We start from the raw sequence: 25,429 nt of genomic DNA, 5'->3' as shown, positions 1-25,429 counted from the left end.
TAATTATATTTAGTAAAAATTATTTTGAGGGACCAGTATCAAAGGTCTTTTACCACCATATTGATTAATCATGAAAAGAGCACCTATTTTAATCCTCCTACTATTTTTAGCACAAATTGTTGTTGCCCAAAATAGTGCGCAATATGCTATTTTAATAAAGGGAGGACATGTAATTGATCCCAAAAATAAGATTAATGAATTGATGGATGTGGCGATTGATAAGGAGGGAAAAATTGCCGCTTTAGCCAAAAACATAGATTCCAAAACAGCTGTGCGTGTAGTTGATGCGAAGGGATTATATGTTACACCAGGTATTATAGACATGCATACGCATAACTTTGCTGGGACAGAGCCTGATAAATACCTACGCAACAGTTATTATGCTAATCAGCCAGATGGATTTAGTTTTCGTGTGGGTGTAACCACTGTGGTGGATGCCGGTAGTGCCGGTTGGAGAAATTTTGAGAAGTTTAAGGATCAAACAATTGATCGGTCGCGGACTCGTGTATTATCCTTTTTAAATATTGTGGGTGAGGGCATGGCAGGAGGTTCAATTGAGCAGGATAATGCCGATATGGATGCCAGATTAAGTGCCGATATGGCTTTAAAACACAAAGATCATATTGTTGGATTTAAAGTGGCTCATTATAATAAACCCGATTGGGTGCCTATTGATCGAGCAATTGAGGCTGGGAAAATTGCAGGAAACATTCCCGTGATTGTTGATTTTGGTGGCAGCGGACTATCACTTGAAGAACTAACGATGAAGAAATTCCGTGCAGGAGATATTTACACCCATACTTTTGGAGGTGGCGGTAAGGAGCGTGAAGCAATTACCGATCCGCAAACCGGAAAATTAAGACCTTTTGTTTTTGAAGCAAGGCAGAGAGGTGTGATTTGGGATGTTGGCCATGGAGCAGCAAGTTTTTCCTTCACACATGCTATTCCCGCTACCAAAGCAGGATTTTTCCCAGATGTGATCAGTACCGATCATCATGGAGGAAGCATGAACTCAGCCATGAAAGACATCCTAAATGTGATGAATAAATTTTTAACCTTGGGCATGCAGATTCCAGACATCATTAATTCTGTCACTTGGAAACCCGCTCAAGTTATTAATAGAGAGCAACTAGGTAATTTATCGATTGGTTCTGAGGGCGATGTTACCGTTTTACGCATTCGCAAAGGAAAATTTGGCGTTTTTGACCAAATGGGGCAGCGTTTAGAAGGGAAGCAACGCTTTGAATGTGAGGTTACGATCAAAGGAGGCCGTGTTTTTTATGATCTAAATGGTTTAACAGATCCTCTACCTAAAGTTGCTGGTGGATTGCCAAGTTTATAATATTTATGAAAAGAAGAGAATTAATTAAGGGATTGGGTGTTTTGCCTTTGGCTGGAGTTGTTTCAGGAGCTGCGATGCCATCTGTCTTTGCCGCGAGTACAGATCCCATTCAAAAAAATATAAAGAGTATTTATGAAGGAATCGGCGTTAAGCCTTTGATTAATGCTCGAGGAACTGTTACGGTAGTGGGTGCTTGTCAGATTTTGCCTGAGGTGCAACAGGCTATGGATGAGGCTGTTCGCGAATATGTTCAGATTGATGAGTTGATGGATGCCGTGGGAGTACGTTTGGGTCAGTTAACGGGCACTGAATTTGGTTATGTCAGTTCTGGAGCCTCAGCGGCAATAACTGCTGGTACTGCAGGTTGCGTAACAGGTGGCGACCCCGACAAGCTCTGGATGATTCCTAACCTCACGGGAATGAAGGATGAAGTTATTATTCCTGCCTATTCACGCTCAGCATATGATGCAGCTGCAAAGGCCGTTGGTGTACGTATGGTGGAGGTTTCAACGCTTGAGGACTTACAATTAGCTATTGGTCCGAGGACTGCCATGATTCTCGTGCTTGCAGGCGCTCGTTCCGAAAATGGTCCGCTATCCTTAAAAGAAATATCTTCTGTTGCGAAGCCATTAGGCGTTCCAATTCTGGTTGATGCGGCTGCCGAAGGTTTAGAACTTCCCAATCCGCATGTGGAGCAAGGAGCAGATTTAGTGGCTTATAGTGGGGGCAAATACCTCCGCGGACCTCAATGTGCGGGTTTATTGCTTGGTCGGAAAGATTTAATCATTGCATCAAGAATCAATGCTGGTCCGCATCATGGCTTTGGCCGCGGATTTAAAGTTGGACGTGAAGAAATTATGGGCATGCTTGCCGCTGTAGAAATGTGGTTCAAGCGTGATCATGCAGGCGAGTGGAAGACTTGGATATCTTGGGCGAAACACATCGAGAAGCGTTTGGAAGGCATTAAAGGCCTAAGTACTGAAATCAATGAACCGAAAGCACGTTCCAATCGTGCGCCTTCACTCTCTGTGAAATGGGATCAGTCGATTATCCCACTCACCGGCGAGGAGATGGAAAAACTTTTATGGGATGGAAGTCCGCGTATTGCTGTAAGTGGTGCAGGAAGCTTTTTGCCATTTCCACCGAATTTACAGCCTAATATTAGTATTGCCATGGCTTCACTGCGTGTTGGGGATGAAAAGATTATTGCAGATCGTGTTTTAGCGATACTTTCTAATCCGCCAAAGATGGAAAAACAAAGTGTGGCACCAGCTTTTGATCTTAGTGGACAATGGGATTTGAAGATGAAATTTTCGGCAAGCACTGTTGATCAGACTTTGGTGATTGAACAAAAGGCTAATGCATTGATTGGGACGCACTTTGCAAGCATTGGATCACGCGATTTGGATGGAACTATAAATGGAAAAGATGTAACCATCAGAAGTTCTTATACAAAAGATGGCGTACGCATTAATTTTACATTTAGTGGGACAACGGATGGCAATAGCATGCAGGGTAAAGTGAGTTTGAGTGAGTATGGAGACGCTGAATGGAGCGCTACACGCCACGATTACCGTTCTGCAGGCTCATCCAAATCTAAGGCATAAGATTGTCGCCTAGGGTTTAATTTGAATAATTAGATAGATATGGCTCGAGTTTTTTCTCTGCTGCTACTTATTATGCTGGGTTTAGGCTTAATTAGTGGTACAAATAAGGAGGTTCAAGAACCTTGGACGGCGCCTTCATGGGCCGATACCCTCTATAATCCTTATAATTTGGAGCCCTTAACGCTTCCGCAGGCACAAGAAGTATATAATTTAAAGTGCATCAGGTGTCATGGTGGCCAGGGGCAAGGCTATCTTTTGGAGCATACTGATCAGGAAGTACCTAATTTCAAGCAAGAATGGTTTAAGTCGCAGAGCGATGGGGCTATTTATTGGAAAATACGGGAGGGGAAAAGCGCAATGCCAGGCTATAAGTCACAGTTATCGGATGAGCAATTATGGCAATTGGTGGAGTATGTACGCGATTTATCGAAGCCATTTGAGCAGCAGAAAAATCCGTTTAAGGTTTTTGGGGAGTAGGGTGAGAGCAAGGATTAAGGAGCAAAGATTAAAGACAAAAAAACTTTAACTCCACATTAATCTCTCAGATGTCGTTAGCCTGATAACCGACAACTGATAACCGACAACTCATTTCCCCGGCTTCGAGTACCTCAGCCACCGGTAGCAGATGTCGCTAGCCTGATAACTGACAACTGATAACTCTTTCATTGGCTTCAAGAACCTCAGTCAGCGGATATCGAGAACTTCAGCCAGCGGTAAATAAAAAATCTCAAAGATGACTAAGGGCGACCGCGAGGGTCGCCCCGACTAGGATAAATTAATCTAACCACTAAAGACCTAAATCTCCTCCCAGCCTGATATCTTACAAAGATAACTCTTTCCCCGGCTTCGAGTACCTCAGCCACCGGTAGCAGATGTCGCTAGCCTGATAACTGACAACTGATAACTGATAACTGATCCCCTAAAACACCGGATTATCCCTAATCCCCAATTTCCCAAATTTCTTGACATCAATACTTGGGAAGTCGAACTCCTCAACCACCTTACCCTCAATGAGGTAGCAGCCTTTGCCACGGAAGGGGTATGCTGGCGTGCTTAGTGGAAAGTGGACGGTATCCATGAAATTACCATCCTTGTCGAGGAAGGTGCCGAACCACATTTTTTTATTGCTTTTGGTTCGGACTGGTTTTTCGCAGACGTAATTGCCTACTGTGCGGATAGTTTTCCCGATGTGTTCGCTCAATTCATTGGCCATGACATCTCCCCGATAGCTCGTTTTGACTAGGTCGAACATATCCATAGTCAATGGGAAACCCAATAATTCCAATTCATTGTATGCATCCTCCACATTTGAGCTTTCTAATTCGGGGAGATAAAACTCTTTTGCTTCGCTATGAAATAATTCGCTGCTCTGCTTCGCGATTGTTTTGCTGCCTAAATAATTATGTACTTCCCACAGAAGTTCCTTTTTATTGTTCCCAGTAAAGCGCAAAGCTCCCAGTCGGATGAGGATGATAGCCTGCTCTAGATGAATGCTAGTCCGTTTAATAAAATCCCCAAGATCTCGGTAAGGACCATTGGCTTTGCGTTCTGCGGGAATGAGCTCCACAAAGCGACTTTCGAGTCCCTGGATACCAATAAAGCCTAACCAAGCCTCCTTGCCCTTGATGCTAACCTTAGCCTCGCTATTGTTTACGCAGGGTAGATGTACTTTTGCACCTGCTTTTTTCAGTTCATGCACATAAAGCCAACGCTGATAAAATCCACCATAATTATTAAGCACCGCCACCATAAATTCGAGTGGGAAATAGGTTTTCAGGAAGAGACTTTGGTAGCTTTCTACGGCAAAAGAGGCCGAATGGGCTTTGGAGAAACTATATCCCGCAAAGGATGATACCTGTCGCCATACCTCTTGCGTAATTTCTTCCTCTCGCCCAATTTCCTTGGCACGATCAAAAAAGCGCTGTACGAGTCGGTCGAATTCCTTTTTTGAGCGATATTTCCCACTCATAGCCCGTCTAAGCACATCCGCATCGGTGAGGTCTAAGCCTGCATAGTGATAACAAATCTTAATTACATCCTCCTGATAGACCATCACACCATAGGTTTCTTGGAGATATTCCTTCATTACCGGATGCAGATATTTCACATTTTCAGGATCATGGTAATTCTGAATATACGTCTTCATCATCCCCGAGGAGGAAACCCCTGGCCTTATGATGGAGCTTGCCGCCACTAAGGTGATGTAATTTTCGCAGCCTAATTTTTTAATCAATTGTCGCATAGCTGGCGACTCGATGTAAAAACAGCCAATGGTATCGCCACGCTTGAGTTGAGCATTGATTGTAGGATCTTTCATGAAGGATTTTACATCATGAATATCAGGCTTCTTCTGCTGATTTTCAGCAATGAGTTGGATGGCTTCCTTGATGTGTCCAATACCCCTCTGACTTAAAATATCGAACTTTTCATAGCCTATAGCCTCGGCCTCATACATGTCCCATTGCACTACGGGCATGCCTTTTGGAGGTAAATCTAATGCCGTGTAATAGGTGATTGGCTCTTCCGAGATGAGTACCCCACCTGCATGAATGGAACGCTGATTAGGCATGTCCTGCATCATATTTTGAATCGCCAAAATCTTGCCAAAAGTGGGATTATCGCGGTTTTCACTAAATCGTGTGGGGTCGCTGAAGCTATCAATTTCCTGCTTGGGCAATCCCATTACTTTGCCAATCTCACGAATGATGGAACGATCTTTAAAGGTACTCATGGTGCCTAGCAGAGCCGTATGCTTGCTGCCATATCGTTTAAAAATATAATCCTGAACATCTTCGCGCTCATCCCAGTTGTAATCGATGTCAAAATCTGGGGGACTACTACGTTGGCGGTTTAGGAATCGCTCAAAGTAGAGGTCGAGTTCTATGGGATCCACATCCGTAATGCGCAGGCAATAAGAAACGATGCTATTGGCCCCAGAACCCCGCCCGATATGGTAATATCCTCGTGCCATCGAATAGCGGATGATATCCCATGTAATTAAAAAGTAAGCCGAAAAGTGCAATTCATCAATTACCTGCAGCTCCTTTTTTATCCTTTTTAATGCCTCTTTGTTGGAGCGCCCATAGCGATATTCCATTCCCTCCATGGCGAGCTTCTCCAAGAGATCTTTATCATCTTTGGCATATCCCGTAAAGGTTTTTCTGTTTTTTGAACCCTTCTCAAAAGTGCTGCTGCAATCATTCATCAATTTTTCGGTGTTCTGAATGATGAAAGGGTAGGAGCTGTAACGTTCTTTGATCTTTTCTGGCGAGAGCAGGATCTCATCCTCATGGCATCGATCATAATCGCCTATTTTAGATAAAAGGGTGTTTAAGTCTATACCACGTAAATAAGTGTGGAGGCGGTGTTCTAGCCTGTTGCTCACGCTTACAGGCTGCAATGCCACCATTTTTTCTTGTATGTGTGCGATTGGCTTCCCGAAAAGCTTACTCAATTCGCGGTAGGGTATTCCTAGAAATTCATTGTCTTTTAGCGGTGGATGATCCTGCGAATAGGGATAAATAATATAGGCATTCTGAAAATCCCAAGGGCAATCGGGCAAGCTCATGCTATTTAAATTGTAGAAGCTCAAAAAATCATTCAGCTCTTTCATTCCCTCGCGATTACGCGCAATGCCGATGTAAAGTAGTTTGTTATCTCGCCTAAATTCGATGCCTGTAATGGCTCTAATGCCTTTTTCATGGCAGTTACGAATAAATTCGGTCGCTCCGGTAGAATTATTGATATCGGTTAGCGCCATCTGTTCTATTCCAAAAGCTTTGGCTTGATCTATCAAATTTTCGATAGATAGGGTGCCATAGCGCAAACTATATTGAGAATGAACATTCAGATACATGCCTTAAAGCTTAATATTAATGGTGGATGCTAGTTTTACAGCCTTTTCCCCAAAGCGATTTTTGATGCGGTCCATGGCTTGGTAGAGCTTGTATTGCTCCTCGGAAGCGCTGTACAGACTAATTTGTTCATGTCCGCTCACCAATTGCGAAAATTTAACGCCCACCAAACGGAGTAGCATTCGGCGATTATACAATTTATCGAAAAGCTCTTTTGCCCTGCTAATGAGCAGCGAATCGAGGGAAGTATAGGCTATTTTGCTTTGCTGCGTATGCGTTTCGAAATTCGAATAGCGGATGGTTACCGTGATGCAGGCAGTCAGTTTTCTTTGTGCTCGGAGCTGAAAACAGAGGTCGCTAACCATGGATGTAATCAGTTGTTTAATGGTCTGTGTATCAATGCTATCCGTTTCAAAAGTGCTTTGAGTGCCGATTGATTTTTGTTCCCGATAAGGCACAACTGGCGAATTATCAATTCCTTGTGCTTTTTGCCATAAGCCTATTCCATTATTTCCAAGCACCTTAAATATCTGTTCTTGAGGTATTTGCGATAAGGTATAAATCAAACGAACGCCCATTTCGCTGAGTTTTACATAGGTTGCTTGTCCTAAGCCGGGTATTTTTTTGATTGATAAAGGGTTTAAAAAGGGCTGGACTTCATTAAGAGGCACTTGGCGCTCTCCATTTGGTTTACATTCGTTGGTGGCTATTTTTGAGACTGTTTTATTGACGGATAAGCCGAAGGAGAGGGGCAGACCTGTCTCTTTCATCACATGAAGTCGGAGTTCATGCGCAAACTTCATGCAGCCATAAAATCGGTCCATGCCCGTCATGTCGATATAATGCTCATCAATGGAGGCTTTTTCTAAAAGAGGAACCTTTTCCTGCAAAATATCAGTAACGATATGCGAGTATTTACTGTACTCTTCCATGTTGCCACGGATGAAGATGGCATGGGGACAAAGCTGTTTGGCCATTCGGGAGGGCATGGCCGAGTGAATGCCGAATTTTCGGGCTTCATAACTGCAAGAAGCAACCACTCCACGGTCGGATGTGCCCCCGATAATCACCGGCTTCCCAACAAGCGAAGAGTTCTTTAAAAGCTCTACTGATACAAAAAATGCATCTTGATCAATATGTATAATTTGCTTTTCTGTTGGCATAAAATTAGTTGTGGGGAAACAAATTTATGCTAAAATTTTTAGCAATTCAAATAAATTAGCAATTCATTTTTCTTTTTTTTATTGGGATAAATTGTTGCCTTTTGCTAAAAAAAACGGATTGTTTTGATGAACCTGTTTAAAAAACAAAATAAATAAGTATAATTGTCTACTAATTCCATAGGCTTTATATTTTATAAAAACACATGAAACAAAAAGAAGCATCGGCGGAGTCGGTTCGGCTTTCAGAAAAGAATCAAGAGCGGAGGTGGAAAAGAATTGCGTATCTCTCATTATTTAGTTTGGCCTTGCTTTTTATTGCCTATGCCTGTTATACATTTATTAGTTATACATCAGTTGTTGAATTAAGTAAAAACCTCAGTGCCCAGATTGACAATAAATTTATGTGGATGTTGCTGATTGGTTTTTGCGCTCAGATTGTAGATGGTGCATTGGGCATGGGCTATGGTGTGGTTTCTACTACGCTTTTATTATCTGGGGGATTAAATCCGGCAGTAATTTCGGGAAGTATTCATACTGCCGAGATGTTTTCGAGTGGCGCTTCGGGTTTTAGTCATTACCGTTTTGGCAATGTGAACATGAAACTATTCAGAACACTATTAATACCGGGTGTTTTAGGAGCCATAATTGGAGCTATTTTTTTGGCTTATGCTGGAGATAATTATTCAGAGGCTATTAGGCCAGTAATTTCGGCTTATACTTTACTTCTTGGAGTTAGGATATTAACGAATGCATTTAAGGAGAGAAGAAAAGCACAGAAAGTAAAGCGTGCAGGTTGGCTAGCTGGTGCGGGAGGTTTTTTGGATTCGTTTGGTGGCGGTGGCTGGGGACCCTTGGTTACGAGTACATTAATTTCAAAAGGAAGAACTCCTAAGTATGTGATTGGATCAGTAAGTTTAACCGAGTTTTTTGTCACTATGGCGAGCGCCCTCACTTTCTTTGTCATTTTAGGTGTTAGTCATTGGCAAACTGTACTCGGCTTAATCATTGGAGGGGTGCTAGCCGCCCCAATTGCCGCCCGCTTGGCTGGGAAATTACCCCTCAAAAAGATGTTTATTGGTGTTGGGATACTAGTTATCATCTCAAGCCTCCGAATAATTTGGAATTCATTCGAAAAATTCGTATATTAAGTTTTGCAATCTTCTTATTTTTAATATTGAATGCAATCAATATGTTAAAGAAAACTAAACTGATAGTTCTAGGACTAGTAATTTGTCTGACGAGCTTCACCACAAAAAACAGTCAAGATCATATTAATGGCGCCTGGCATACTCAAGAAGACTATATTGACCAGACCTTATTATTATCTGATGGCTATTTTATGCATACTACCTTTGATAAGATAAATAAGAAATTTATTCAAAGCAGGGGCGGGACCTATACTTTTTCGGGGGATAGACTCATTGCAAATATTGAGTTTAATACGATTGATCAAAATCAAATCGGGCAGACAATTAGTTATTCCTTTGTAATTAAAAAGGAAAAACTCAATTCCGATCTCAATGGTAAGACAGTTGCTTGGAATTTATTAGATCAAGGCAAAGGAGAGCTAAGCGGAACTTGGCGCATGTCTGGAAGGATGCAGGATGGTAAAATTGCGGATTATCCGCGCAGAGCGCGTAAGACTCTGAAGTTACTCACGGGTACTAGGTTTCAATGGGCAGCCATCAATGCCGAAACGAAGGAGTTTTTTGGTACGGGGGGAGGCTCTTACACTTTTGAGAATGGAAAGTATAGTGAGAAAATCGAGTATTTTTCGAGGGATGATAGCCGCGTAGGAGCAATCCTGTCTTTTGATGGTAAACTTGTTGATGGTAAATGGCATCATTCGGGTCAGAGTTCTACAGGTAATCCGATTTATGAAATTTGGAGCAGAGATAATCAGAATTAGGTTTTAAAAAATCTTTAGCTCTAATTTTGTTATCGAAATATTAGTATTCGCCACGTTTTCTATCATTTTCTGTCTAAAATTAGGCCTTTTATAAATTGTTAAACAGCTTCTTCGCCTTCAAATTATTCGATAAAGCAAATCGATGAAATAGAGAGCGCCCAATTGAGAAATTAAAATTCTTTTTGCTAAAATAAGCGATTCTTTATTTTCTTAAAGTTAAATAAATTATCATATTTTATTATATTATTTATTCCATTAAAAATTCTTTTAAATGCTATTTGAAGCTTAAATTATTGATATATTTATATCAATCTAAAGCCTTAGAATTTCATGCCATTTGTAAGTTTAACTATAGTTTTTGCACTTATTGTAATACTGTCGTTTTCTGTTCACTATTTTATTTCAAAAAGGGGAATACGATATCTTAATTACTTGCTTGGATTATTTTTATTTGCTCGTTTTACACAAATAGCAGTTTTTTTATTAATTGATAATGAGCTAATTATCTATTTTCCGGTTCTGTTAAAGTTATTTTGCCCACTATATTACGTTGCACCAGGTTTTATTTATTTATATACTGTTGGAATAGTAAATAATCAAAAGAAATTACGCAAAATTGATTATTTGCACTTTTTGCCAGGTTTAGTTTCTTTTATAGATGATCTTCCTTGGTATTTTTCGTCTTCTATAAATTGGGATGCTATCACGCAAGAGCTTATTAAAACTAAAAACATTGCTATTGTTGCTGATACGGGCTTGTTCCCTTCGGAAGTTTATCTTTATTTCAGACCAATATTACTTACAATTTATTTGATTCTATCCTTTTGGGTGCTTTTTAAATCACAGCTGAATAAAAACAAAAACGGGGGTACAACTAAACGTATTTGGCTTTTAGGGGGACTGTCTACCATTACAGGTTTCCATATTTTAAATATTGTTACCGTTTATTTTCGCACCAAGGGTTCATTTTTTGATGAAGATCAAAGTATTTATTTGTGGGTTTTTGGGATTGGACTGCTTATGTTTCTTTCTATTTTATTGCTCTTGGTTCATAATCCAAAGATATTATATGGCTATATCTTGGTTTCTATTGGAGAAAAATACAAGTCTGTAGAGTTAATAGACAAAAAAGAATTAGTACAACTTTCAAGGAAAAACAGCGATACGGAGCTTGAGATGGTTAAGTGTATTCAGAATTATATGATTCATGAAAAACCATTTTTAAATTGTGCCTATCGCGTAATGGATTTAGCCAACTCATTCCAAGTTCCAATACATCAATGTTCTTCATTGATAAATAAGTATATCGGCAAGAATTTTAACGACTGGGTAAATAATTATAGGATTCAACACTTTATCAATACCTATCCATTAAAATCCCAGAAAATTACCATTGACGCTATTGCTTTTGAGTCTGGGTTTATTAGTATGACCACCTTTTACCGCGCATTTAAGAAGGAAACAGGGAAAATGCCTCTTCAATATTTCTCAGATTAGTTTTTCAGTGTAATGCTTGGCCAGCGTTTCAATAAAGTTTTTTTCTACCAAATTTCAAAAGTGGTAGATTTTTGGCTTTACCAAAATGCTTTTTTTTAGGATAGATTTTCACCTTTGATTAATAATTTAATTTTTGCTGTTATGTTTTGACTATTGATAATATTTCAATAGCAATTTTCTATGACTGTTATGAATTTTATTGTTAGGAGTCCTATTCAAGAATTTTAATGTTCGCTTTTGATTGAATTTCTTAGAATTTTTAAATGTAAAATCTATTAATATAAATAAATTTTATTCTCAACATCTACCTTAATTAATATGAAAATCTATTTTAAGTATCTATTCATTTCCATTAGCCTGTTAACGGCTTCGAATGCATTCTCTCAAGTTGGCATCGGCACGAGCACACCAGCAGCCTCTGCCGCATTAGAGGTTACTTCTGATGCCAATAATAAGGGAATATTGATTCCTCGAATTACAGCTACGCAAAAAGACGCAATTAGTAGTCCTGCGCAAGGCTTATTGATTTATCAAACTACAGCGCCTAGTGGTTTTTACTATTACAGTGGGACAGCTTGGAAATTGATAGTTAATCAAGCGGATACAGACCTAAAAGTTGATAAAGTAACTGGAAAAGATTTATCTACGAATGATTATACCACAGCAGAAAAAACAAAGCTTGCAGCCATTACTGGGACAAATACAGGAGATCAAACCACCATTACAGGCAATGCAGGAACAGCCACTAAATTAGCAGCCTCAAAAAATATCAATGGAGTAGCATTTGATGGAAGTTCTGATATTACTGTAGCTGCTGCTGCAGGCACATTAACTGGAATTGTAGCTATTGCCAATGGCGGTACTAATTCAACTGCCGTAGCTACAGCTGGGGGTATTGGATATGGAACAGGTACTGCACATGCCTATACTGGTGCAGGTAGCTCCGGACAACTATTAAGTTCAACTGGAGCAGGAGCACCAAGGTGGATTACGCCTCCTACAGGTGGTATACCTTATACAGGAGCCAATGCTGCAGTTAATTTAGGCGCATATGATTTAACGGTCAATGGCTTAACAATTGGTAAAGGTACTGGCCAAAATGATCAAAATACAGCTATTGGTGGCGGAGCATTATATTCAAGTAATGCATCTGGAACTAGAAATACTGCCGTGGGATTTTTTGCATTGAAAGATTATAAAGGAACTTCTTTCGATAATAATACAGGCGTTGGTTATGCTAATATGATAGGTTTGACAACAGGTGGAGGAAATACATCGGTTGGAGCCGAAACTATGTTTAATGTAGCTAGTGGTTCAAATAATACTGCAATAGGTAACCAATCCTTAATAAGCACTTCTGGAAATAATAATGTTGGTGTTGGAACTCGATCCGGTGATAATTTAACAACAGGCTCTAACAATACTTTTTTAGGAACACAAGCTAGAACTACTAGTGCAGGAGCAACTATTTCTAATTCAACAGCTATCGGTTATGGAGCTGAAGTTGGAACAGATAACACTATCCAATTAGGAAATGCTAGTGTAAGTAATGTGATAACTTCAGGCACTTTGACCGCGGGTTCAATTACCTATCCTAAAGTATCTGGCACAAATGGTCAGGTTTTAACTACTGATGGGAATGGGACTGCGAGTTGGGGAAGTGTTTCTGCTCCTGCTGGCAATACATTTGTAACTAATATAGCCGGGCCAATTAATACTTCAAATTATAATCCAGGTGATGTAGTTTATGACCGAAGCGCTGGTACTTTTTATTTATTTAAGTCTCCAAAACAAAGTTCATTAGGTTTTACTGGTGCAAATTCAAATTTTTCATTTTTTGATTTTGGAAAGAATGTAATAAGAATGCGGCCAACAGTTACAGGAAATATTACTTCAATTTCCCTTGAAATTTATAATGCAACAAATGCAGTATTCTCAATCTATAGTAGTTTAAGTGCTTGCGCACCTGGTGGAGGTGCATTCAATAGTACAATTGCTACAGTTAACACATCAACTTTATTAGGTTCGTCCAATTCTAATAGTGGTAACGGTATATTAACATTCACTTTTTCTTCCCCAATATCTGTTACAGCAAATACAGATTATTATTTAACTGTTTCATCTGCGGTTAATAGTGTTGGTTCTATACGAGTAAAAACAGGGGTGAACGATTCGGATTTTTCAATTTCTTATAATACGTGCTCGATAGATCAAGGTTCACCAAGTGTTCAAATTATTTATGCTACATCATATTCTACCTTGTAATATATATGAAATGTTCTGAAATCCAAGGCTTTAAAAATGAAAAGTAATACATTTTGTTATTCAACTTTTCTTTTAAAAAACATCACATGAAATACACATTACTTTTCCTTTTCACATTAATTACATGCGAAGCATTTTCGCAAAGTAGCTCCTTGATACATGTGGGTAATGCAGAGCAATTGACAATTACTGCAGGTGCTCTCCTTCATGCGGATGGTATAAGTTTGAAACCCACAGAAGACTTTAGCTTGAGCGATAATTCCCTGAAACGAGTATCTGTTTCCAATGCAAAGCTAGGCAATCAGATTTCTCGTGTCTATCAATTTACGAATCCAACTGCCGCCTTTACGGGTAATTTGAAAAAGGATTACTTTGATTCTGAATTAAATGGACTAGCCGAACAAAGCTTGCAACTATTTGCATTTAGTGCAAATAAATGGTATCGCCAAGCTACGGTAAATGACCTGGCAAATAATAGCTTGTCTGCCAATATGACCAAACTAGCTTTAGGCGAAATTTCTTCTGCTGTATTTGCGCCTGATCTGATTTTAACAGCCAGCTCCATTGCAGAAAATAGCCCTCTTGGCACTAAGGTGATTACTTTAGCCGGTACAAATGAAAACTTAGCAGAAGAAGAATTCACCTATACGCTGGTAAGTGGAACAGGATCTGCGGATAATGCATCCTTTATTATTAACAATTCAGAAGTTCAAACGAATACTGCTTTGGATTTTGAAACAAAAAAGTCTTATTCTGTTCGCTTACGTGTTACAGACGCCTACGGCCGATTTGATGAGAAAGCACTCACCATCGCTGTGAATGACGTAAATGAAGTTCCAACAGCCATTGCAGTCACTAAGCTGAATCTTTATGAAGACAATAATGTTGGGGACCTGATCGGACTCTTATCTAGCACAGATGTTGATGCTGGCGATACCCATAGCTACTCTTTAGTAGCAGGTGCGGGTTCTACAGATAATGCGGCATTCACTATTTTAAACGGACAAATACGTGCCGCGCAGGTATTTAAGTTTGATACTAAAAACAGCTATGCTGTACGATTAAGAACAACAGATAGAGGCGGCCTTAGTCATGAACAAGCATTTACAATCACGATATCTAGAAGGCCAGTCCTAACAGGGACAGGCAATGAAACCTATCCAAATACAAGAACCGCAGCAAGTGCAAACCCTTCCATCAGCATGGGTTATAGCTCTGATCTATTTGTGAGCGGATCAGATATTATATCCTATGAATGGTTCCCTTCAACTAGCTTAAACTCCACATCAATTAGTAACCCAATAGCCACACCAAAAACAACAACTACGTATACGGTAGAAGTAACGAACCGCTTTGGAAGCAAAACAAGGGTAGCCATTACCGTGACCGTGAGAGAAGATTATAATATCACGCCGAGTAATATTTTATCACCAAATGGAGATGGAGAGAATGATGTTTGGACGATTGAAAACTTAGCAGCTTATCCATCCAATAAGGTAATGATCTTAGACCGTTCAGGCAGAATAGTTTATTCAAAAATTAATTATACGAATGATTGGAACGGGATGTTTAATGGCTCCGCATTACCTGAAGGGACTTATTACTATGTGATTACGTTGAACAATGGCGAAGGTGAGAAGAAGGGCTTTATTACCATCATCAATTAAATCTATAGCACAATAAATATTATCTATATGTACCTAAAAAACATGTTTAAAGGTCTTTTTTTACTAATAATTACACTGTTGTTGGGCAACACTAATTTAAGTGCGCAGATCAATCCGATGGCTGCTCAATACTTCCAGAATACGTATTTAGCTAATCCGGCAATGGCTGGAGTAAATCAAGGCATCCGCCTAAATATGGGATATCGGAATCAGTGGAGTAATATTCAAGGCTCGCCAAGAAATTTATCGGTAACGGCTGATTATGGTGGCGAGAAGGTAGGCGTGGGCTTAAACTTTTATAAGGATGAAGCGGGATTACTAACTAGATCTAAGCTTCAGGCGACTTATGCTTATCACCTTCCATTAAACAATGATGAAGGAAAACTGCATTTCGGAATATCATTAGGATTGCAAACCAATTCATTAAACACTCAAAACATTGTAGGTTCTGGCAATGATTTAAGTGCCATGCGCTATAATGATCAAGAGAACATTTTGGATGGTGATTTTGGAATGGCTTATTCAGATAAGAAGTTCAGAATTGAGGGATCAATCAGTAATCTTAAAAATCAGTTACAGATTGAGGATAATGAAATTGCCGATTATGCTACGTTCATGACTGCTTTTACGTACATGACCCAAGTGTCGGACTGGCAGGTGCATCCCAAACTAGTTTACAGAGGGGTTAAGAACTTCAATGATATTCTGGATATGGGACTAGAGCTTCGCACACCAGATGATCAATTAGGCTTTATGAGCATGTATCACACGAATAAAAGCATGAGCTTTGGTTTAACTTATCAGAAGTTGAAGCAGTGGCAGTTATTAGTACTTTATAACACTCCAGTTCAGGCATTAAAGAGCTATGCAACGGGAACTTTTGAAATTGGACTTCAATTAAATGCTGGAGGGATTTTCAAAGGAAAGAGGAAATAACGAATAGAAAATAAGTATAAAAGCCTGCTAATTAATGAATTAGCAGGCTTTTGTTTTTAATAAACTCATTAACTATTTGCCTGCTAGCGGATAACCTTTGTCAATCCAATCTTTTTTTACATTTGTAGGAATATTCAAGAGTTTTCCATTAGTGAATCCCATGCTTTTTAACATGGCTACTGCAGGGCGAATATTAGGGCATCTGCTAAATGGACAGCATCCGCAATAAACTACAATAGAACTTGTTTTCGGAAGTCCCGATAGTGTTTTTCTTAATCTCTCCAAATTCTCTTTTTCGCTAGCTGCACCAAGGTTTTTTGCTCCTTTGATGTTTTCAACTACCCCAATATTATAAATTAAAGGTTGCTTAGCCTTCGGATTTGAAAGTATTGCAACTAAAGCAGCCGGTTCTATTAAATCTTTCTGAGTCCAATTATCTCTTTTATCCAAAGATTGATTAGTATTTATGCTGGTTTGAGCCTTAGTAATAGAAATTATGCTAATGCTTAATAGGATTGTAAATAGGATTTTTTTCATTTGATTGGAATTATAATGCAAAATTAACGATTTTTTATTCATTTAGTCTTTTTCACCTTACTTACTAAGGGTATTTAAGAAATCAATCATTTTCTGATTATTATAATCTGCCATGCCTGTATGGTGAAAAACTAAGGTGCCATCGGGACCAATAATTGCGGTTGTTGGGAGGCTCCCACCAAATATATTTTCAGGTATTCCAGATTCACTTGTATAAACTTTTAAATTGAATGAGTTGGTTTTCATGTATGCTACAGAAGCTTTAACTTTAGCGTCTACATCAACCATAATAAACTCTACTTTATCTTTGTTTTTTATTTTTGATGCTAATGTATTGATGGAGGGCATTTCAGCGCGGCATGGAGGGCACCAAGTAGCCCAAAAGTTAATAAAATAAACTTTACCATTCCGCTCAGCAGTATTTATGATTTCGCCATTTTCCGATCTGAAAATCATAGGAGGCGGAATCATTTTATTGCTCCCCGATTTTTCTGTTTCTACACTTGCTTCTGCATTAAATAAGCCAGTAAACATTAAACCTCTTATCAAAAATGCTCTTACATCTGTGCTGAAAAATACAACAGAGATAAATAAAATAAAAAAAACATTCCCAATGTTAGCTTTTAAATAATTCAATATTTTCATGATTTCTTAATCTATATCTACGCAATTTACAGAGATTTCTTCACGACTTATGTAACAAGTGTTGCATTGCTTTTATTTTTTTATAATTTATTTTATCACTACACAAGCATTAATTTATTTTTTTATTTAAAATATTTCTTTTTGATTAATAAATAAATTAAATATATTTAATTAAAATGATATGTATTTAATTTAAGATATACTATATTTCTTTTTTATTTATTTAAAAAATGAATTTTATAAATTTTCTTCTTTTTTGAATCAATTTACCTATTGTATTATGGCAAAAAGTAATATTTCGGCAATAAAAAATTGGATTGAAACAATGGGTTTTGATTTGGTTGATTCACATGATTTTATAGATCAAGTAGTTAAAATCAATTATTATACCTTAGGTAATTTTGGTATTTATGAAGAAATTTCAATTAAAGAGGGCAAACCTGATGATTTGCGATTTATAACTTGGAATCCCTGGGGAATTGACTTTGAGGTTCATTCTATAGCAGAGCTGCATGATGCATACCAAGACTTTATTCGTTTTAGTCCCGAATTGAAGTCTGGAAATAAATTTCTGTAAGCCTATTTCTGAAATTTACCTCAATATTTTCTCTCCATTTTTAGAGATAAATGAAGATAATTCTTCGATAGGGTGTTTTAGGATTTTACCAACCTTTATATCCTTTTCTTCACATAATCTTTTTAGGATATCCGAAAAATGAAAGGCGATTGATCCCACAAAATGACAGGTATGTAGTTTATAGTCTTCGTAGGATTTAATATTGGTTTCAATAAATTCATTAAATCCCTTTTCTAATAAATCTATGATGTAGGGATGGCTCAAGTTTTCACTCATAAATGGCGCAAAAGAGGCCAAATAAAAATTAGGAGATGGTTCTTGATAAATTCGTTTGATAATCGATTCTTTGTCGATTTGATATTTATTGTAAAACTCCTTAGAAAGCTCTTGTGGCATGGTGCCATATAAAAACCCGGTAATTAGTTTTCTGCCAAAGTAAGTGCCAGAGCCTTCATCGCCTAAAATATAACCTAAGCCATGCTTGCTATCATGCACTTTTTTCCCATCAAAATATGATATGTTTGATCCAGTGCCAATAATGCAGCAAATACCTTTGCTCAGTCCAGTAGTTGCGTAAATACATGCAATTAGGTCGATATCTACACTAATAAATGCATTTTTAAAGATTTTTGAGAGTGCGTTGGAAATTAATTCGCGTCGATCGGGACTAGAGCATCCGGCTCCAAAGAAATATATTTCTTTTACCTGCTCAGTATATCCTTGTATTTCAGGTGTGTCCTGAAAAATTTTAATAATGTCTTTTTCGGATAAAAAGAAGGGATTTATTCCAGCTGTTCTAAACGAGATACTTTGATTTTCTGATAAAGTTAATATCCAATCGGCTTTGGTTGAGCCACTATCCGCAACTAATAACATAATTTATATTTCCTGAATTGATTGTTTACTTAAGGGTTTTCCAATGAATTTTGAAACCATTGGGTTTTCCTTAATTTGCTTTATGTCTGTTGGATCTAGGGAAGATGTGAGTATGTATATTTTGATTTTACCTGGCTCTATACCAGGGGTTTCCATTAAGACATTAAGTAATTCGAAACCATTCATCATGGGCATTCTTAGGTCTAGGAAAATTACTTCTGGTAATAATTCCCCATTTTCTAGAGCAGTTTTTATTAATTGAAATGCTTTAATGGGATTATCAATAAGGGTGATTGATTGCGCGAAATTCTCGTTTTCTAAGATTTTTTTATTGATCAGATTGTCTATAGAACTATCATCAATGAGAAAAACATTTTTGTATTTAAAGCCATCCATCATGCCAAAATTACTAATTCTTGGCGTTAAAGCAAATCAAGAGCTTTTTTAATTAATCTAGATTTAATTTCCCAGATAGTTGGAGCAAGGCTATTTCTGCTAGCTTAGCCTCAAATTGTGAATTGGTGAAGCGGGCATTCGCATTGATATAATTGCGTTGCGCTTCTCTAAATTCCAATGGAGCAACACTTCCAATTTTGAACTTCTCTAACGTGATATCCATGTTCTGTTTTGCAACAGCTAGATTCTCTTGTTCTAGTTTAACAAGCTCTAAATTTGTTTGATAGGTTTGATATAGTGATGTTAATTGTGAAACTATATTTTGGTTCACTTTATCATATTGAATTCGGCTATTATCAATCTCCAATGAAGCATTTTTCTCATTTCTCTTCTGCAAATAGCCATTAAATATGTTAACAGAGGCAGTCAATCCGTAATTTAGTCCGCGCCCCGTTGATGTTCTCGCAAATCCCAATTCTGAAGTCGATTGATTAAAATTATAACCGGAATTTAGATTAATCACTGGATACCTACTTGCTTTAACCTGCTTGAGATTGATTTCTGCAATTCTACGGTTAATTAGCGCCGTTTGTAAATTGGGGTTTAATTGTGATGCAGATGATTGTAAATCAGCAAATAGAAGGTTATTACCGATTATGATGCTATCTGAAACAACAAAATCTGTTTTTATTTCTCTGGCTAGCAGTTCGTTAAGCTTAATCTTAGTGCTGCGATATAAATCTAACTGTCTTAATAGGTTGGTAGTATCTGTATTTAAATCTACCGATGCTGCAAGTACCTCTAGCTTAGCAGCTTTCCCAATTTTAAATCGATTATTTGAGTTCTTCAGCCTTAATTGTGAAATAGTTAAAGCCTCATTTAATGCTTTTATTTGTTGTTGCTGTGAAACAAGATCGTAATAATTATTGATTACATCGGCTAGCGTATTCTGTATAGTTAACTTTAAATTAGCTTCTCCTAATAGCTCCAATTCTTTTAGTCGGTCGTAACGCGCAAACATTTGAAACCCGTCAAATACTTGCCAATTTATAACCGGGCCATAAACTAAGTTTGAATTTCTTGCGCCATTTCTTTCTTGAGATACTCCGCTAGATAGTGTTTGCTTGGTATTAGAAACGGTATTATTGGTGCTAAAATTTCCAGTTACAACTGGCAACATACCAGCATTTGCACGATTGAAATTATTCTTAGCTTGTTCAACAGTATTCTTAGTGAGCTTAATGTCAAAATTATTTTCAAGTGCAATCTGCACAGCTTGCTCCAAACTCAATTTTTCTTGTGCCTGTGTGTTACTGGCAAAAAGTAGAATTAAGGCTAGATATTTTATCAATATTTTTTTGTTCATATGCTTTTTAATACAGATCGATTATTTTAATTAATTTTAAATTAAAATTTTTAATTATTATTTTCGAACTCTGGATGTGATTTATGTTTTCTTGACCACATTGAATAAATGGCAGGAATTACATACAGTGTTAATACCAATGAGAATAAAGTACCACCAATAATTACAATTCCCATACTCATGCGACTCTTTGCGGCTGCTCCAAGGGCCATAGCGATAGGTAATGCACCTAAGGCAATGGCTAGACTGGTCATTAAGATTGGTCTTAAACGTGCTGCAGAAGCCTCAATAATCGCTTCAGAGATAGGTTTCCCTTGTTCTTTTAACTGATTTGCAAATTCTACAATCAGAATACCATTCTTTGTTACGAGTCCTATGAGCATAATTGTGCCTATCTGACTAAAGATATTCCATGTTTGGCCAAATAGCCATAGGGATAAAAATGCCCCTGCTACAGCCATTGGAACCGTTAAAATAATGATAAAAGGATCGATGAAGCTCTCAAATTGGGCCGCCAAGATTAGGTAAACCAATAGAAGCGCCAAAGCGAATGCAAATAGTGTATTTGATGAACTTTCTTGAAAGTCTCTTGACTCGCCACTTAATTCTGTCGTAAAGCTGTCGTCTAAAATTTTATCTGCAGCAAGGTCCATTGCTTCTATACCATCGCCAATACTTTTTCCTGGCGCTAATCCTGCAGAAACAGTGGCCGACATGAATCGATTATAATGGTATAATTGCGGTGGAGTACTTGTTTCTTCTACCTGTATAAGATTGTCTAATTGAATAAGTTGTCCTTGATTATTCCTCACAAAAATAGAGGTAAGATCTAGAGGGTCATTTCTGTTAATCTTTTCGTATTGCCCAATTACTTGATACTGCTTTCCATTCAACTGGAAATATGCAAATCTTTGTCCGCTAAGTGCAAATTGAAGCGTTTGTGCCACATCTAAAATAGATACTCCAAGGTTTCTAGATTTTTCACGATCTATGGATATATTTATTTCAGGCTTATTAAACTTTAAGTTTACATCTGTTACAGTGAAGGTTGGATTTTGTCCAATTTCATTCATAAACAGGGGTAATTTTTCTCTTAGCTTCTCAAAATTAGGTGCCTGAATGATATAAGATATTGGAAGCCCGCCACGCCTGCTAACCGAAATAGTTGGTTGTTGAATAACAAATGCACGTCCATCGGTATATTCTTTGGTAATTTTGGTGAGTTTATCTGCAATTTGTGCCTGACTACGTTTCCTTTTATCGGCTTCTGAAAGTCTTATCCTTAAAAAACCTGTGTTGGCAGCACCAGAGCCACTGAATCCTGGGGAAGTTACTGTTAAATTTATTCTCTTCTCTGGTATAGAGTCTTCAATCATTTTAGATAGTTCTAAAACGAAGTTATCTGTATAATCATAAGATGATCCCTCAGGCGCAGTAAGCTGTATATTTACAGAACCACGGTCGTCGTATGGCGCAGTTTCTTTTTGAAGGATATTCCAAAATAAAGCGATTAAGCCGATACAACAGATGATAATTGGAAATGCTAACCACTTCCTTTTCATGAAATTATTTAGCGATTCTGAATATCCAGATATCATATTTTCAAAATAGGGCTCCGACCAAGTATAGAATTTGGTTTTCTTTTTATTTGCCTTCATCATGTAGGCATTTAGCATCGGAGTTAATGAAAGCGATACAAAGGCCGAGATTAAAACGGCTGCACCTATCACCACTCCAAACTCTCGGAAGAGTCGCCCAACAAATCCTTCCAAAAATATTACCGGAAGGAATACGGCAGCAAGGGTAACAGATATAGAAATAACTGCAAAAAATATTTCATTGGAGCCTTTAATCGCGGCCTCTATCGGACTATATCCTTCTTCTACTTTTTTGTAGATGTTTTCAGTCACTACAATTCCATCATCTACTACCAAACCTGTTGCCAACACAATGGCGAGTAAGGTTAGTACATTGATGGAAAAGCCAAAAAGGTACATGATGAAGAAGGTAGCAATCAATGAAACAGGAATATCTATCAGGGGTCTGAATGCCATACTCCAATCACGGAAAAATAAGAAGATAATGAGTATAACTAGAATGAGGGATATTAAAATAGTTTCAGCTACCTCCGTTACTGATTGTTTAATAAATATGGTATTGTCTAAAGCAATATCTACAGTAAAATCATCTGGAAGATCTTTTTTTAATTGTTCATATCGCTTATAAAACTCCTTAGAAATCTCTAAATAATTTGCTCCAGGTTGAGGCTCAATCGCTATTCCAATCATCGGTGTGCCCGATTGACGAAGCATAGTTTCTTCATTTTCAGGGCCTAATATTGCAGTCCCGATATCTCTTAAACGTACAGTATTGTCGCCAGTACTCTGAATGATGAGATTGTTAAATTGCTCCTCATTGGTTAAATTACCTAGTGTTTTTACTGATAGCTCTGTCGATTTACCTGTTATTTTTCCTGAAGGAAGCTCTACATTTTCTCTGTCAAGCGCATTTTTAACATCTAAGGCCGTTAGTCGATAGGCCGCAAGCTTGGCCGGATCAATCCAAATACGCATGGCATATCTTTTCTGCCCCCATATCTGCACACCACTTACTCCTGGTATTGTTTGTAAACGTTGTGAAATTACATTTTCAGCATAGTCACTTAGCTCTAATTGATTTCTTTTAGTGCTCTGAAGGGTCATCGATATAATTGATTCTGAATTAGCATCAGCCTTTGAGACTGCCGGCAATCCATCGATGTCTTTAGGTAATTGACGAACAGCCTGAGAAACACGATCTCTAACGTCATTCGCAGCCTCTTCTAAGTCCTTTTCAAGGTTAAACTCAATGCTAATATTACTGGTGCCCTGATTACTTGAACTGCTGATACTTTTAATACCTTCAATGCTATTAATTGCCTTTTCAAGAGGTTCAGTTATTTGAGATTCAATGATGTCTGAATTTGCCCCAGGATAACTTGTCCGAACAGACACAATGGGAGTGTCAATAGATGGGAACTCCCTGACGCCTAAAAAGTAGAAGCCGATTATTCCAAAAAGTACTATTAGTAAATTTAATACTATTGCTAAAACCGGTCTTTTTATACTGATGGTAGATAAACTCATTATTTATTTATTTTTAATAAATGTCACAAACTCCCTAAAGATTATTAATTGATAACTTTAACCTCAATAGGTGTATCATTTTTAAGTGACATAATTCCTGTCGTTAAAACAGTATCTCCTACACTTAAACCGGAACTTATTAAAACCGATTTGTCAGTTCTTGTATCTGTCTCAACCATCACTTCTTTAGCCTTTCCATTTGAGCTAATAAACACTTTTTTACCCATTAAAACAGGAATAACTGATTGGGTTGGGACTAATATTGCATCGTTTGTATTGGTTAGGGGGAGTTCAATTTTAGCAAATGAACCTGGCATTAATTCACCATTCGGGTTGGATGCCTTAGCCTTCAGCTGCAAGGTACGTGTCGCAACATTAATTCCTGGTTCGATTGCGTAAACTATAGCGCTGTAAACATCCCTAGAGCCAGCTACAGTAAAGGAGATCTTGGTGTTTAATTTTATTGTTCCAGCATATTTTTCAGGTATAGAAAATAAAATCTTTACCGGATTGTTACTTACTAAACGTGCAATAGTGCTTGCTGGTGTGATGTATTCGCCTTCAGAAATTGAGCGTAATCCAATTTTTCCACTAAAAGGTGCACGAACTAAAGTCTTGGCTAACTGTGCTCTAATGAGTTGAGTCTGCGATTGTAATGACCGAAGCTCAGCTAATGCAACATCATATTCTTCTTTACTAATTGCTTCTTTCTCAAGAAGCATGCCTGCACGGAATTCTGTTTCTTGAGCAAGCTTTTGCTTTGTTAATGCTTGGGAAAGCTGTGCTTGCAATTCAAGATCATTGATTTTTAATAATACTTTGCCTTTGCTAACGCTACTACCCTCTGTGAATTGAATGGAAGTCACAAGACCCGAAATTTCACTACGTATATCTACCTGCTCATCGGCTTCAATTGAACCGGCAATTGAAAGTGAATTAGAAAAATTCTCAGTTTTAACCACTATGCCGTTTACTTTCAAAGCCGATGGAGAACCACCACCTGGTCCGCGACCTCCAGAAGCAGATTGTTGCGCTTTATTTTTATTAAAACGATAGGCAACAGCTCCGCCAATAAGAATAACTAAGATCAGATAGATGATATACTTTAATTTCATGTGATTTTTTTATTTTTTATTAAAAAAGATTTTCGCTTTCAATTATTTGATAACCAAGGATTTATGTATTTTTAATAGGCCTTTTAGTTCCTATTGGGATAAAAACAATTGACTGGCGAGGGATTTTAGCATAATTAGTTTGCAAATTTATCTTTTATACCTTGTATTTGGTGGTATTGTAGCATTTATTTTACAGCCTTTAATTTAATAACTAGCAAGAAATGTATTAAAAAGTTATTTTTGGAAAATCTCATTAACTAATCAATTATGAAACATCTGATATCCTTATTTATTATTGCCATGATTACTACTTCTTTGAGTGCACAAAATAAAATTGCCTTTGAAGTTTCTTTCTCCGAGCCTCAAGCCCATTACGTAGATGTGGCAATGGAAATTTCCGGTATAAAATCTCCTTTTATTGATTTAAAAATGCCGGTTTGGACCCCAGGGTCTTATTTAATTAGAGAGTTTGCAAAAAGTGTAGAGTCTTTTAATGCTGTAAATGCTGATGGAACAACACTTAATGCAGAGAAAATAAATAAAAATACTTGG

Annotated in this window: 19 protein-coding genes and 1 pseudogene; 11 read left to right on the top strand and 9 right to left on the bottom strand. The window is 37.8% G+C overall.

Annotation, left to right across the window (positions count from 1 at the left end):
- Positions 1–70 precede the first annotated feature (70 nt).
- The 3 genes from ACIQ0D_RS00100 to ACIQ0D_RS00090 are packed head-to-tail and all read left to right on the top strand — an operon-like array spanning position 71 to position 3,426.
- A complete protein-coding gene (locus tag ACIQ0D_RS00100; RefSeq protein ID WP_395801895.1) occupies positions 71–1,342 on the top strand; it encodes an amidohydrolase/deacetylase family metallohydrolase in 1,272 nt (423 codons plus the stop codon).
- 5 nt (positions 1,343–1,347) lie between these two features.
- On the top strand, positions 1,348–2,949 hold the full coding sequence (locus tag ACIQ0D_RS00095; protein ID WP_395801893.1) for an aminotransferase class V-fold PLP-dependent enzyme: 1,602 nt from the start codon (positions 1,348–1,350) through the stop codon (positions 2,947–2,949).
- 39 nt (positions 2,950–2,988) lie between these two features.
- Complete coding sequence (locus tag ACIQ0D_RS00090) at positions 2,989–3,426, top strand: c-type cytochrome (protein WP_395801891.1); 438 nt, start codon at positions 2,989–2,991, stop codon at positions 3,424–3,426.
- 442 nt (positions 3,427–3,868) lie between these two features.
- Here ACIQ0D_RS00090 and ACIQ0D_RS00085 read toward each other — a convergent pair whose 3' ends face one another.
- Positions 3,869–6,805: a DNA polymerase III subunit alpha gene (locus ACIQ0D_RS00085; RefSeq protein WP_395801890.1), complete on the bottom strand. Its 2,937-nt coding sequence runs from the start codon at positions 6,803–6,805 to the stop codon at positions 3,869–3,871.
- Positions 6,806–6,808: 3 nt separating this feature from the next.
- Positions 6,809–7,966 carry a DNA polymerase IV gene (gene dinB, locus ACIQ0D_RS00080; RefSeq protein ID WP_395801888.1) on the bottom strand — a complete coding sequence of 386 codons (1,158 nt, stop codon included), beginning with the start codon at positions 7,964–7,966 and terminating at the stop codon, positions 6,809–6,811.
- Between the two features lie 203 nt (positions 7,967–8,169).
- Here dinB and ACIQ0D_RS00075 point away from each other — a divergent pair, with 203 nt between their 5' ends.
- From ACIQ0D_RS00075 to ACIQ0D_RS00050, 6 genes are all read left to right on the top strand, one after another.
- A complete protein-coding gene (locus ACIQ0D_RS00075; RefSeq protein ID WP_395801886.1) occupies positions 8,170–9,114 on the top strand; it encodes a sulfite exporter TauE/SafE family protein in 945 nt (314 codons plus the stop codon).
- A gap of 41 nt (positions 9,115–9,155) precedes the next feature.
- Positions 9,156–9,875 (top strand): hypothetical protein, encoded by a 720-nt coding sequence (locus tag ACIQ0D_RS00070; protein ID WP_395801884.1) that lies wholly within the window; start codon positions 9,156–9,158, stop codon positions 9,873–9,875.
- 330 nt (positions 9,876–10,205) lie between these two features.
- A complete protein-coding gene (locus ACIQ0D_RS00065) occupies positions 10,206–11,372 on the top strand; it encodes a helix-turn-helix domain-containing protein (protein ID WP_395801882.1) in 1,167 nt (388 codons plus the stop codon).
- Positions 11,373–11,690: 318 nt separating this feature from the next.
- Complete coding sequence (locus ACIQ0D_RS00060) at positions 11,691–13,637, top strand: beta strand repeat-containing protein (RefSeq protein ID WP_395801880.1); 1,947 nt, start codon at positions 11,691–11,693, stop codon at positions 13,635–13,637.
- Between the two features lie 86 nt (positions 13,638–13,723).
- Positions 13,724–15,304, top strand: a complete 1,581-nt coding sequence (locus ACIQ0D_RS00055) for a gliding motility-associated C-terminal domain-containing protein (protein ID WP_395801878.1) — start codon at positions 13,724–13,726, stop codon at positions 15,302–15,304.
- A 27-nt stretch (positions 15,305–15,331) separates the two neighbouring features.
- Positions 15,332–16,240, top strand: coding sequence for a PorP/SprF family type IX secretion system membrane protein (locus tag ACIQ0D_RS00050; protein WP_395801877.1), 909 nt, complete (start codon positions 15,332–15,334; stop codon positions 16,238–16,240).
- Positions 16,241–16,312: 72 nt separating this feature from the next.
- Here the strand turns inward: ACIQ0D_RS00050 and ACIQ0D_RS00045 are convergent, their stop codons facing one another.
- Together ACIQ0D_RS00045 and ACIQ0D_RS00040 are read right to left on the bottom strand one after the other, a co-directional pair.
- Positions 16,313–16,777 (bottom strand): rhodanese-like domain-containing protein, encoded by a 465-nt coding sequence (locus tag ACIQ0D_RS00045; RefSeq protein WP_395801875.1) that lies wholly within the window; start codon positions 16,775–16,777, stop codon positions 16,313–16,315.
- Positions 16,778–16,834: 57 nt separating this feature from the next.
- A complete protein-coding gene (locus ACIQ0D_RS00040) occupies positions 16,835–17,422 on the bottom strand; it encodes a TlpA family protein disulfide reductase (RefSeq protein ID WP_395801873.1) in 588 nt (195 codons plus the stop codon).
- A gap of 280 nt (positions 17,423–17,702) precedes the next feature.
- On the opposite strand from ACIQ0D_RS00040, the gene ACIQ0D_RS00035 reads away from it, so the two are divergent.
- The gene (locus ACIQ0D_RS00035; protein WP_395801871.1) at positions 17,703–17,999 is read left to right on the top strand and encodes a hypothetical protein; all 297 of its coding nucleotides are present in this window, start codon (positions 17,703–17,705) and stop codon (positions 17,997–17,999) included.
- Positions 18,000–18,014: 15 nt separating this feature from the next.
- Here ACIQ0D_RS00035 and ACIQ0D_RS00030 read toward each other — a convergent pair whose 3' ends face one another.
- From ACIQ0D_RS00030 to ACIQ0D_RS00010, 5 genes are read right to left on the bottom strand one after another with little or no spacing between them, the layout of a single operon-like run.
- A complete protein-coding gene (locus ACIQ0D_RS00030; protein ID WP_395801869.1) occupies positions 18,015–18,875 on the bottom strand; it encodes an N-acetylglucosamine kinase in 861 nt (286 codons plus the stop codon).
- Positions 18,876–18,878: 3 nt separating this feature from the next.
- Entirely contained in the window at positions 18,879–19,274 is a 396-nt protein-coding gene (locus ACIQ0D_RS00025; protein ID WP_395801867.1) for a response regulator, read from the bottom strand.
- Between the two features lie 49 nt (positions 19,275–19,323).
- Positions 19,324–20,637 (bottom strand): TolC family protein, encoded by a 1,314-nt coding sequence (locus ACIQ0D_RS00020; protein ID WP_395801865.1) that lies wholly within the window; start codon positions 20,635–20,637, stop codon positions 19,324–19,326.
- A 50-nt stretch (positions 20,638–20,687) separates the two neighbouring features.
- The gene (locus tag ACIQ0D_RS00015; RefSeq protein WP_395801863.1) at positions 20,688–23,762 is read right to left on the bottom strand and encodes an efflux RND transporter permease subunit; all 3,075 of its coding nucleotides are present in this window, start codon (positions 23,760–23,762) and stop codon (positions 20,688–20,690) included.
- Between the two features lie 44 nt (positions 23,763–23,806).
- Complete coding sequence (locus ACIQ0D_RS00010; protein ID WP_395801861.1) at positions 23,807–24,877, bottom strand: efflux RND transporter periplasmic adaptor subunit; 1,071 nt, start codon at positions 24,875–24,877, stop codon at positions 23,807–23,809.
- Positions 24,878–25,144: 267 nt separating this feature from the next.
- Here ACIQ0D_RS00010 and ACIQ0D_RS00005 point away from each other — a divergent pair.
- Positions 25,145–25,429: pseudogene (locus tag ACIQ0D_RS00005) on the top strand (peptidase M61); the annotation flags it as partial.

Source organism: Daejeonella sp., assembly GCF_044342615.1.
Lineage (GTDB): Bacteria > Bacteroidota > Bacteroidia > Sphingobacteriales > Sphingobacteriaceae > Daejeonella.
This window is presented reverse-complemented; position numbering and strand designations above follow the sequence as displayed.

What these genes read in the sequence shown, in the direction of transcription:
- dinB (WP_395801888.1), bottom strand. Translation starts at nt 7,966, where the DNA reads ATGCCAACAGAAAAGCAAATTATACATATTGATCAAGATGCATTTTTT.
- ACIQ0D_RS00090 (WP_395801891.1), top strand. Translation starts at nt 2,989, where the DNA reads ATGGCTCGAGTTTTTTCTCTGCTGCTACTTATTATGCTGGGTTTAGGC.
- ACIQ0D_RS00100 (WP_395801895.1), top strand. Translation starts at nt 71, where the DNA reads ATGAAAAGAGCACCTATTTTAATCCTCCTACTATTTTTAGCACAAATT.
- ACIQ0D_RS00065 (WP_395801882.1), top strand. Translation starts at nt 10,206, where the DNA reads ATGCCATTTGTAAGTTTAACTATAGTTTTTGCACTTATTGTAATACTG.
- ACIQ0D_RS00075 (WP_395801886.1), top strand. Translation starts at nt 8,170, where the DNA reads ATGAAACAAAAAGAAGCATCGGCGGAGTCGGTTCGGCTTTCAGAAAAG.
- ACIQ0D_RS00030 (WP_395801869.1), bottom strand. Translation starts at nt 18,875, where the DNA reads ATGTTATTAGTTGCGGATAGTGGCTCAACCAAAGCCGATTGGATATTA.
- ACIQ0D_RS00060 (WP_395801880.1), top strand. Translation starts at nt 11,691, where the DNA reads ATGAAAATCTATTTTAAGTATCTATTCATTTCCATTAGCCTGTTAACG.
- ACIQ0D_RS00085 (WP_395801890.1), bottom strand. Translation starts at nt 6,805, where the DNA reads ATGTATCTGAATGTTCATTCTCAATATAGTTTGCGCTATGGCACCCTA.
- ACIQ0D_RS00020 (WP_395801865.1), bottom strand. Translation starts at nt 20,637, where the DNA reads ATGAACAAAAAAATATTGATAAAATATCTAGCCTTAATTCTACTTTTT.
- ACIQ0D_RS00040 (WP_395801873.1), bottom strand. Translation starts at nt 17,422, where the DNA reads ATGAAAATATTGAATTATTTAAAAGCTAACATTGGGAATGTTTTTTTT.
- ACIQ0D_RS00045 (WP_395801875.1), bottom strand. Translation starts at nt 16,777, where the DNA reads ATGAAAAAAATCCTATTTACAATCCTATTAAGCATTAGCATAATTTCT.
- ACIQ0D_RS00035 (WP_395801871.1), top strand. Translation starts at nt 17,703, where the DNA reads ATGGCAAAAAGTAATATTTCGGCAATAAAAAATTGGATTGAAACAATG.
- ACIQ0D_RS00025 (WP_395801867.1), bottom strand. Translation starts at nt 19,274, where the DNA reads ATGATGGATGGCTTTAAATACAAAAATGTTTTTCTCATTGATGATAGT.
- ACIQ0D_RS00095 (WP_395801893.1), top strand. Translation starts at nt 1,348, where the DNA reads ATGAAAAGAAGAGAATTAATTAAGGGATTGGGTGTTTTGCCTTTGGCT.
- ACIQ0D_RS00055 (WP_395801878.1), top strand. Translation starts at nt 13,724, where the DNA reads ATGAAATACACATTACTTTTCCTTTTCACATTAATTACATGCGAAGCA.
- ACIQ0D_RS00010 (WP_395801861.1), bottom strand. Translation starts at nt 24,877, where the DNA reads ATGAAATTAAAGTATATCATCTATCTGATCTTAGTTATTCTTATTGGC.
- ACIQ0D_RS00050 (WP_395801877.1), top strand. Translation starts at nt 15,332, where the DNA reads ATGTACCTAAAAAACATGTTTAAAGGTCTTTTTTTACTAATAATTACA.
- ACIQ0D_RS00070 (WP_395801884.1), top strand. Translation starts at nt 9,156, where the DNA reads ATGTTAAAGAAAACTAAACTGATAGTTCTAGGACTAGTAATTTGTCTG.
- ACIQ0D_RS00015 (WP_395801863.1), bottom strand. Translation starts at nt 23,762, where the DNA reads ATGAGTTTATCTACCATCAGTATAAAAAGACCGGTTTTAGCAATAGTA.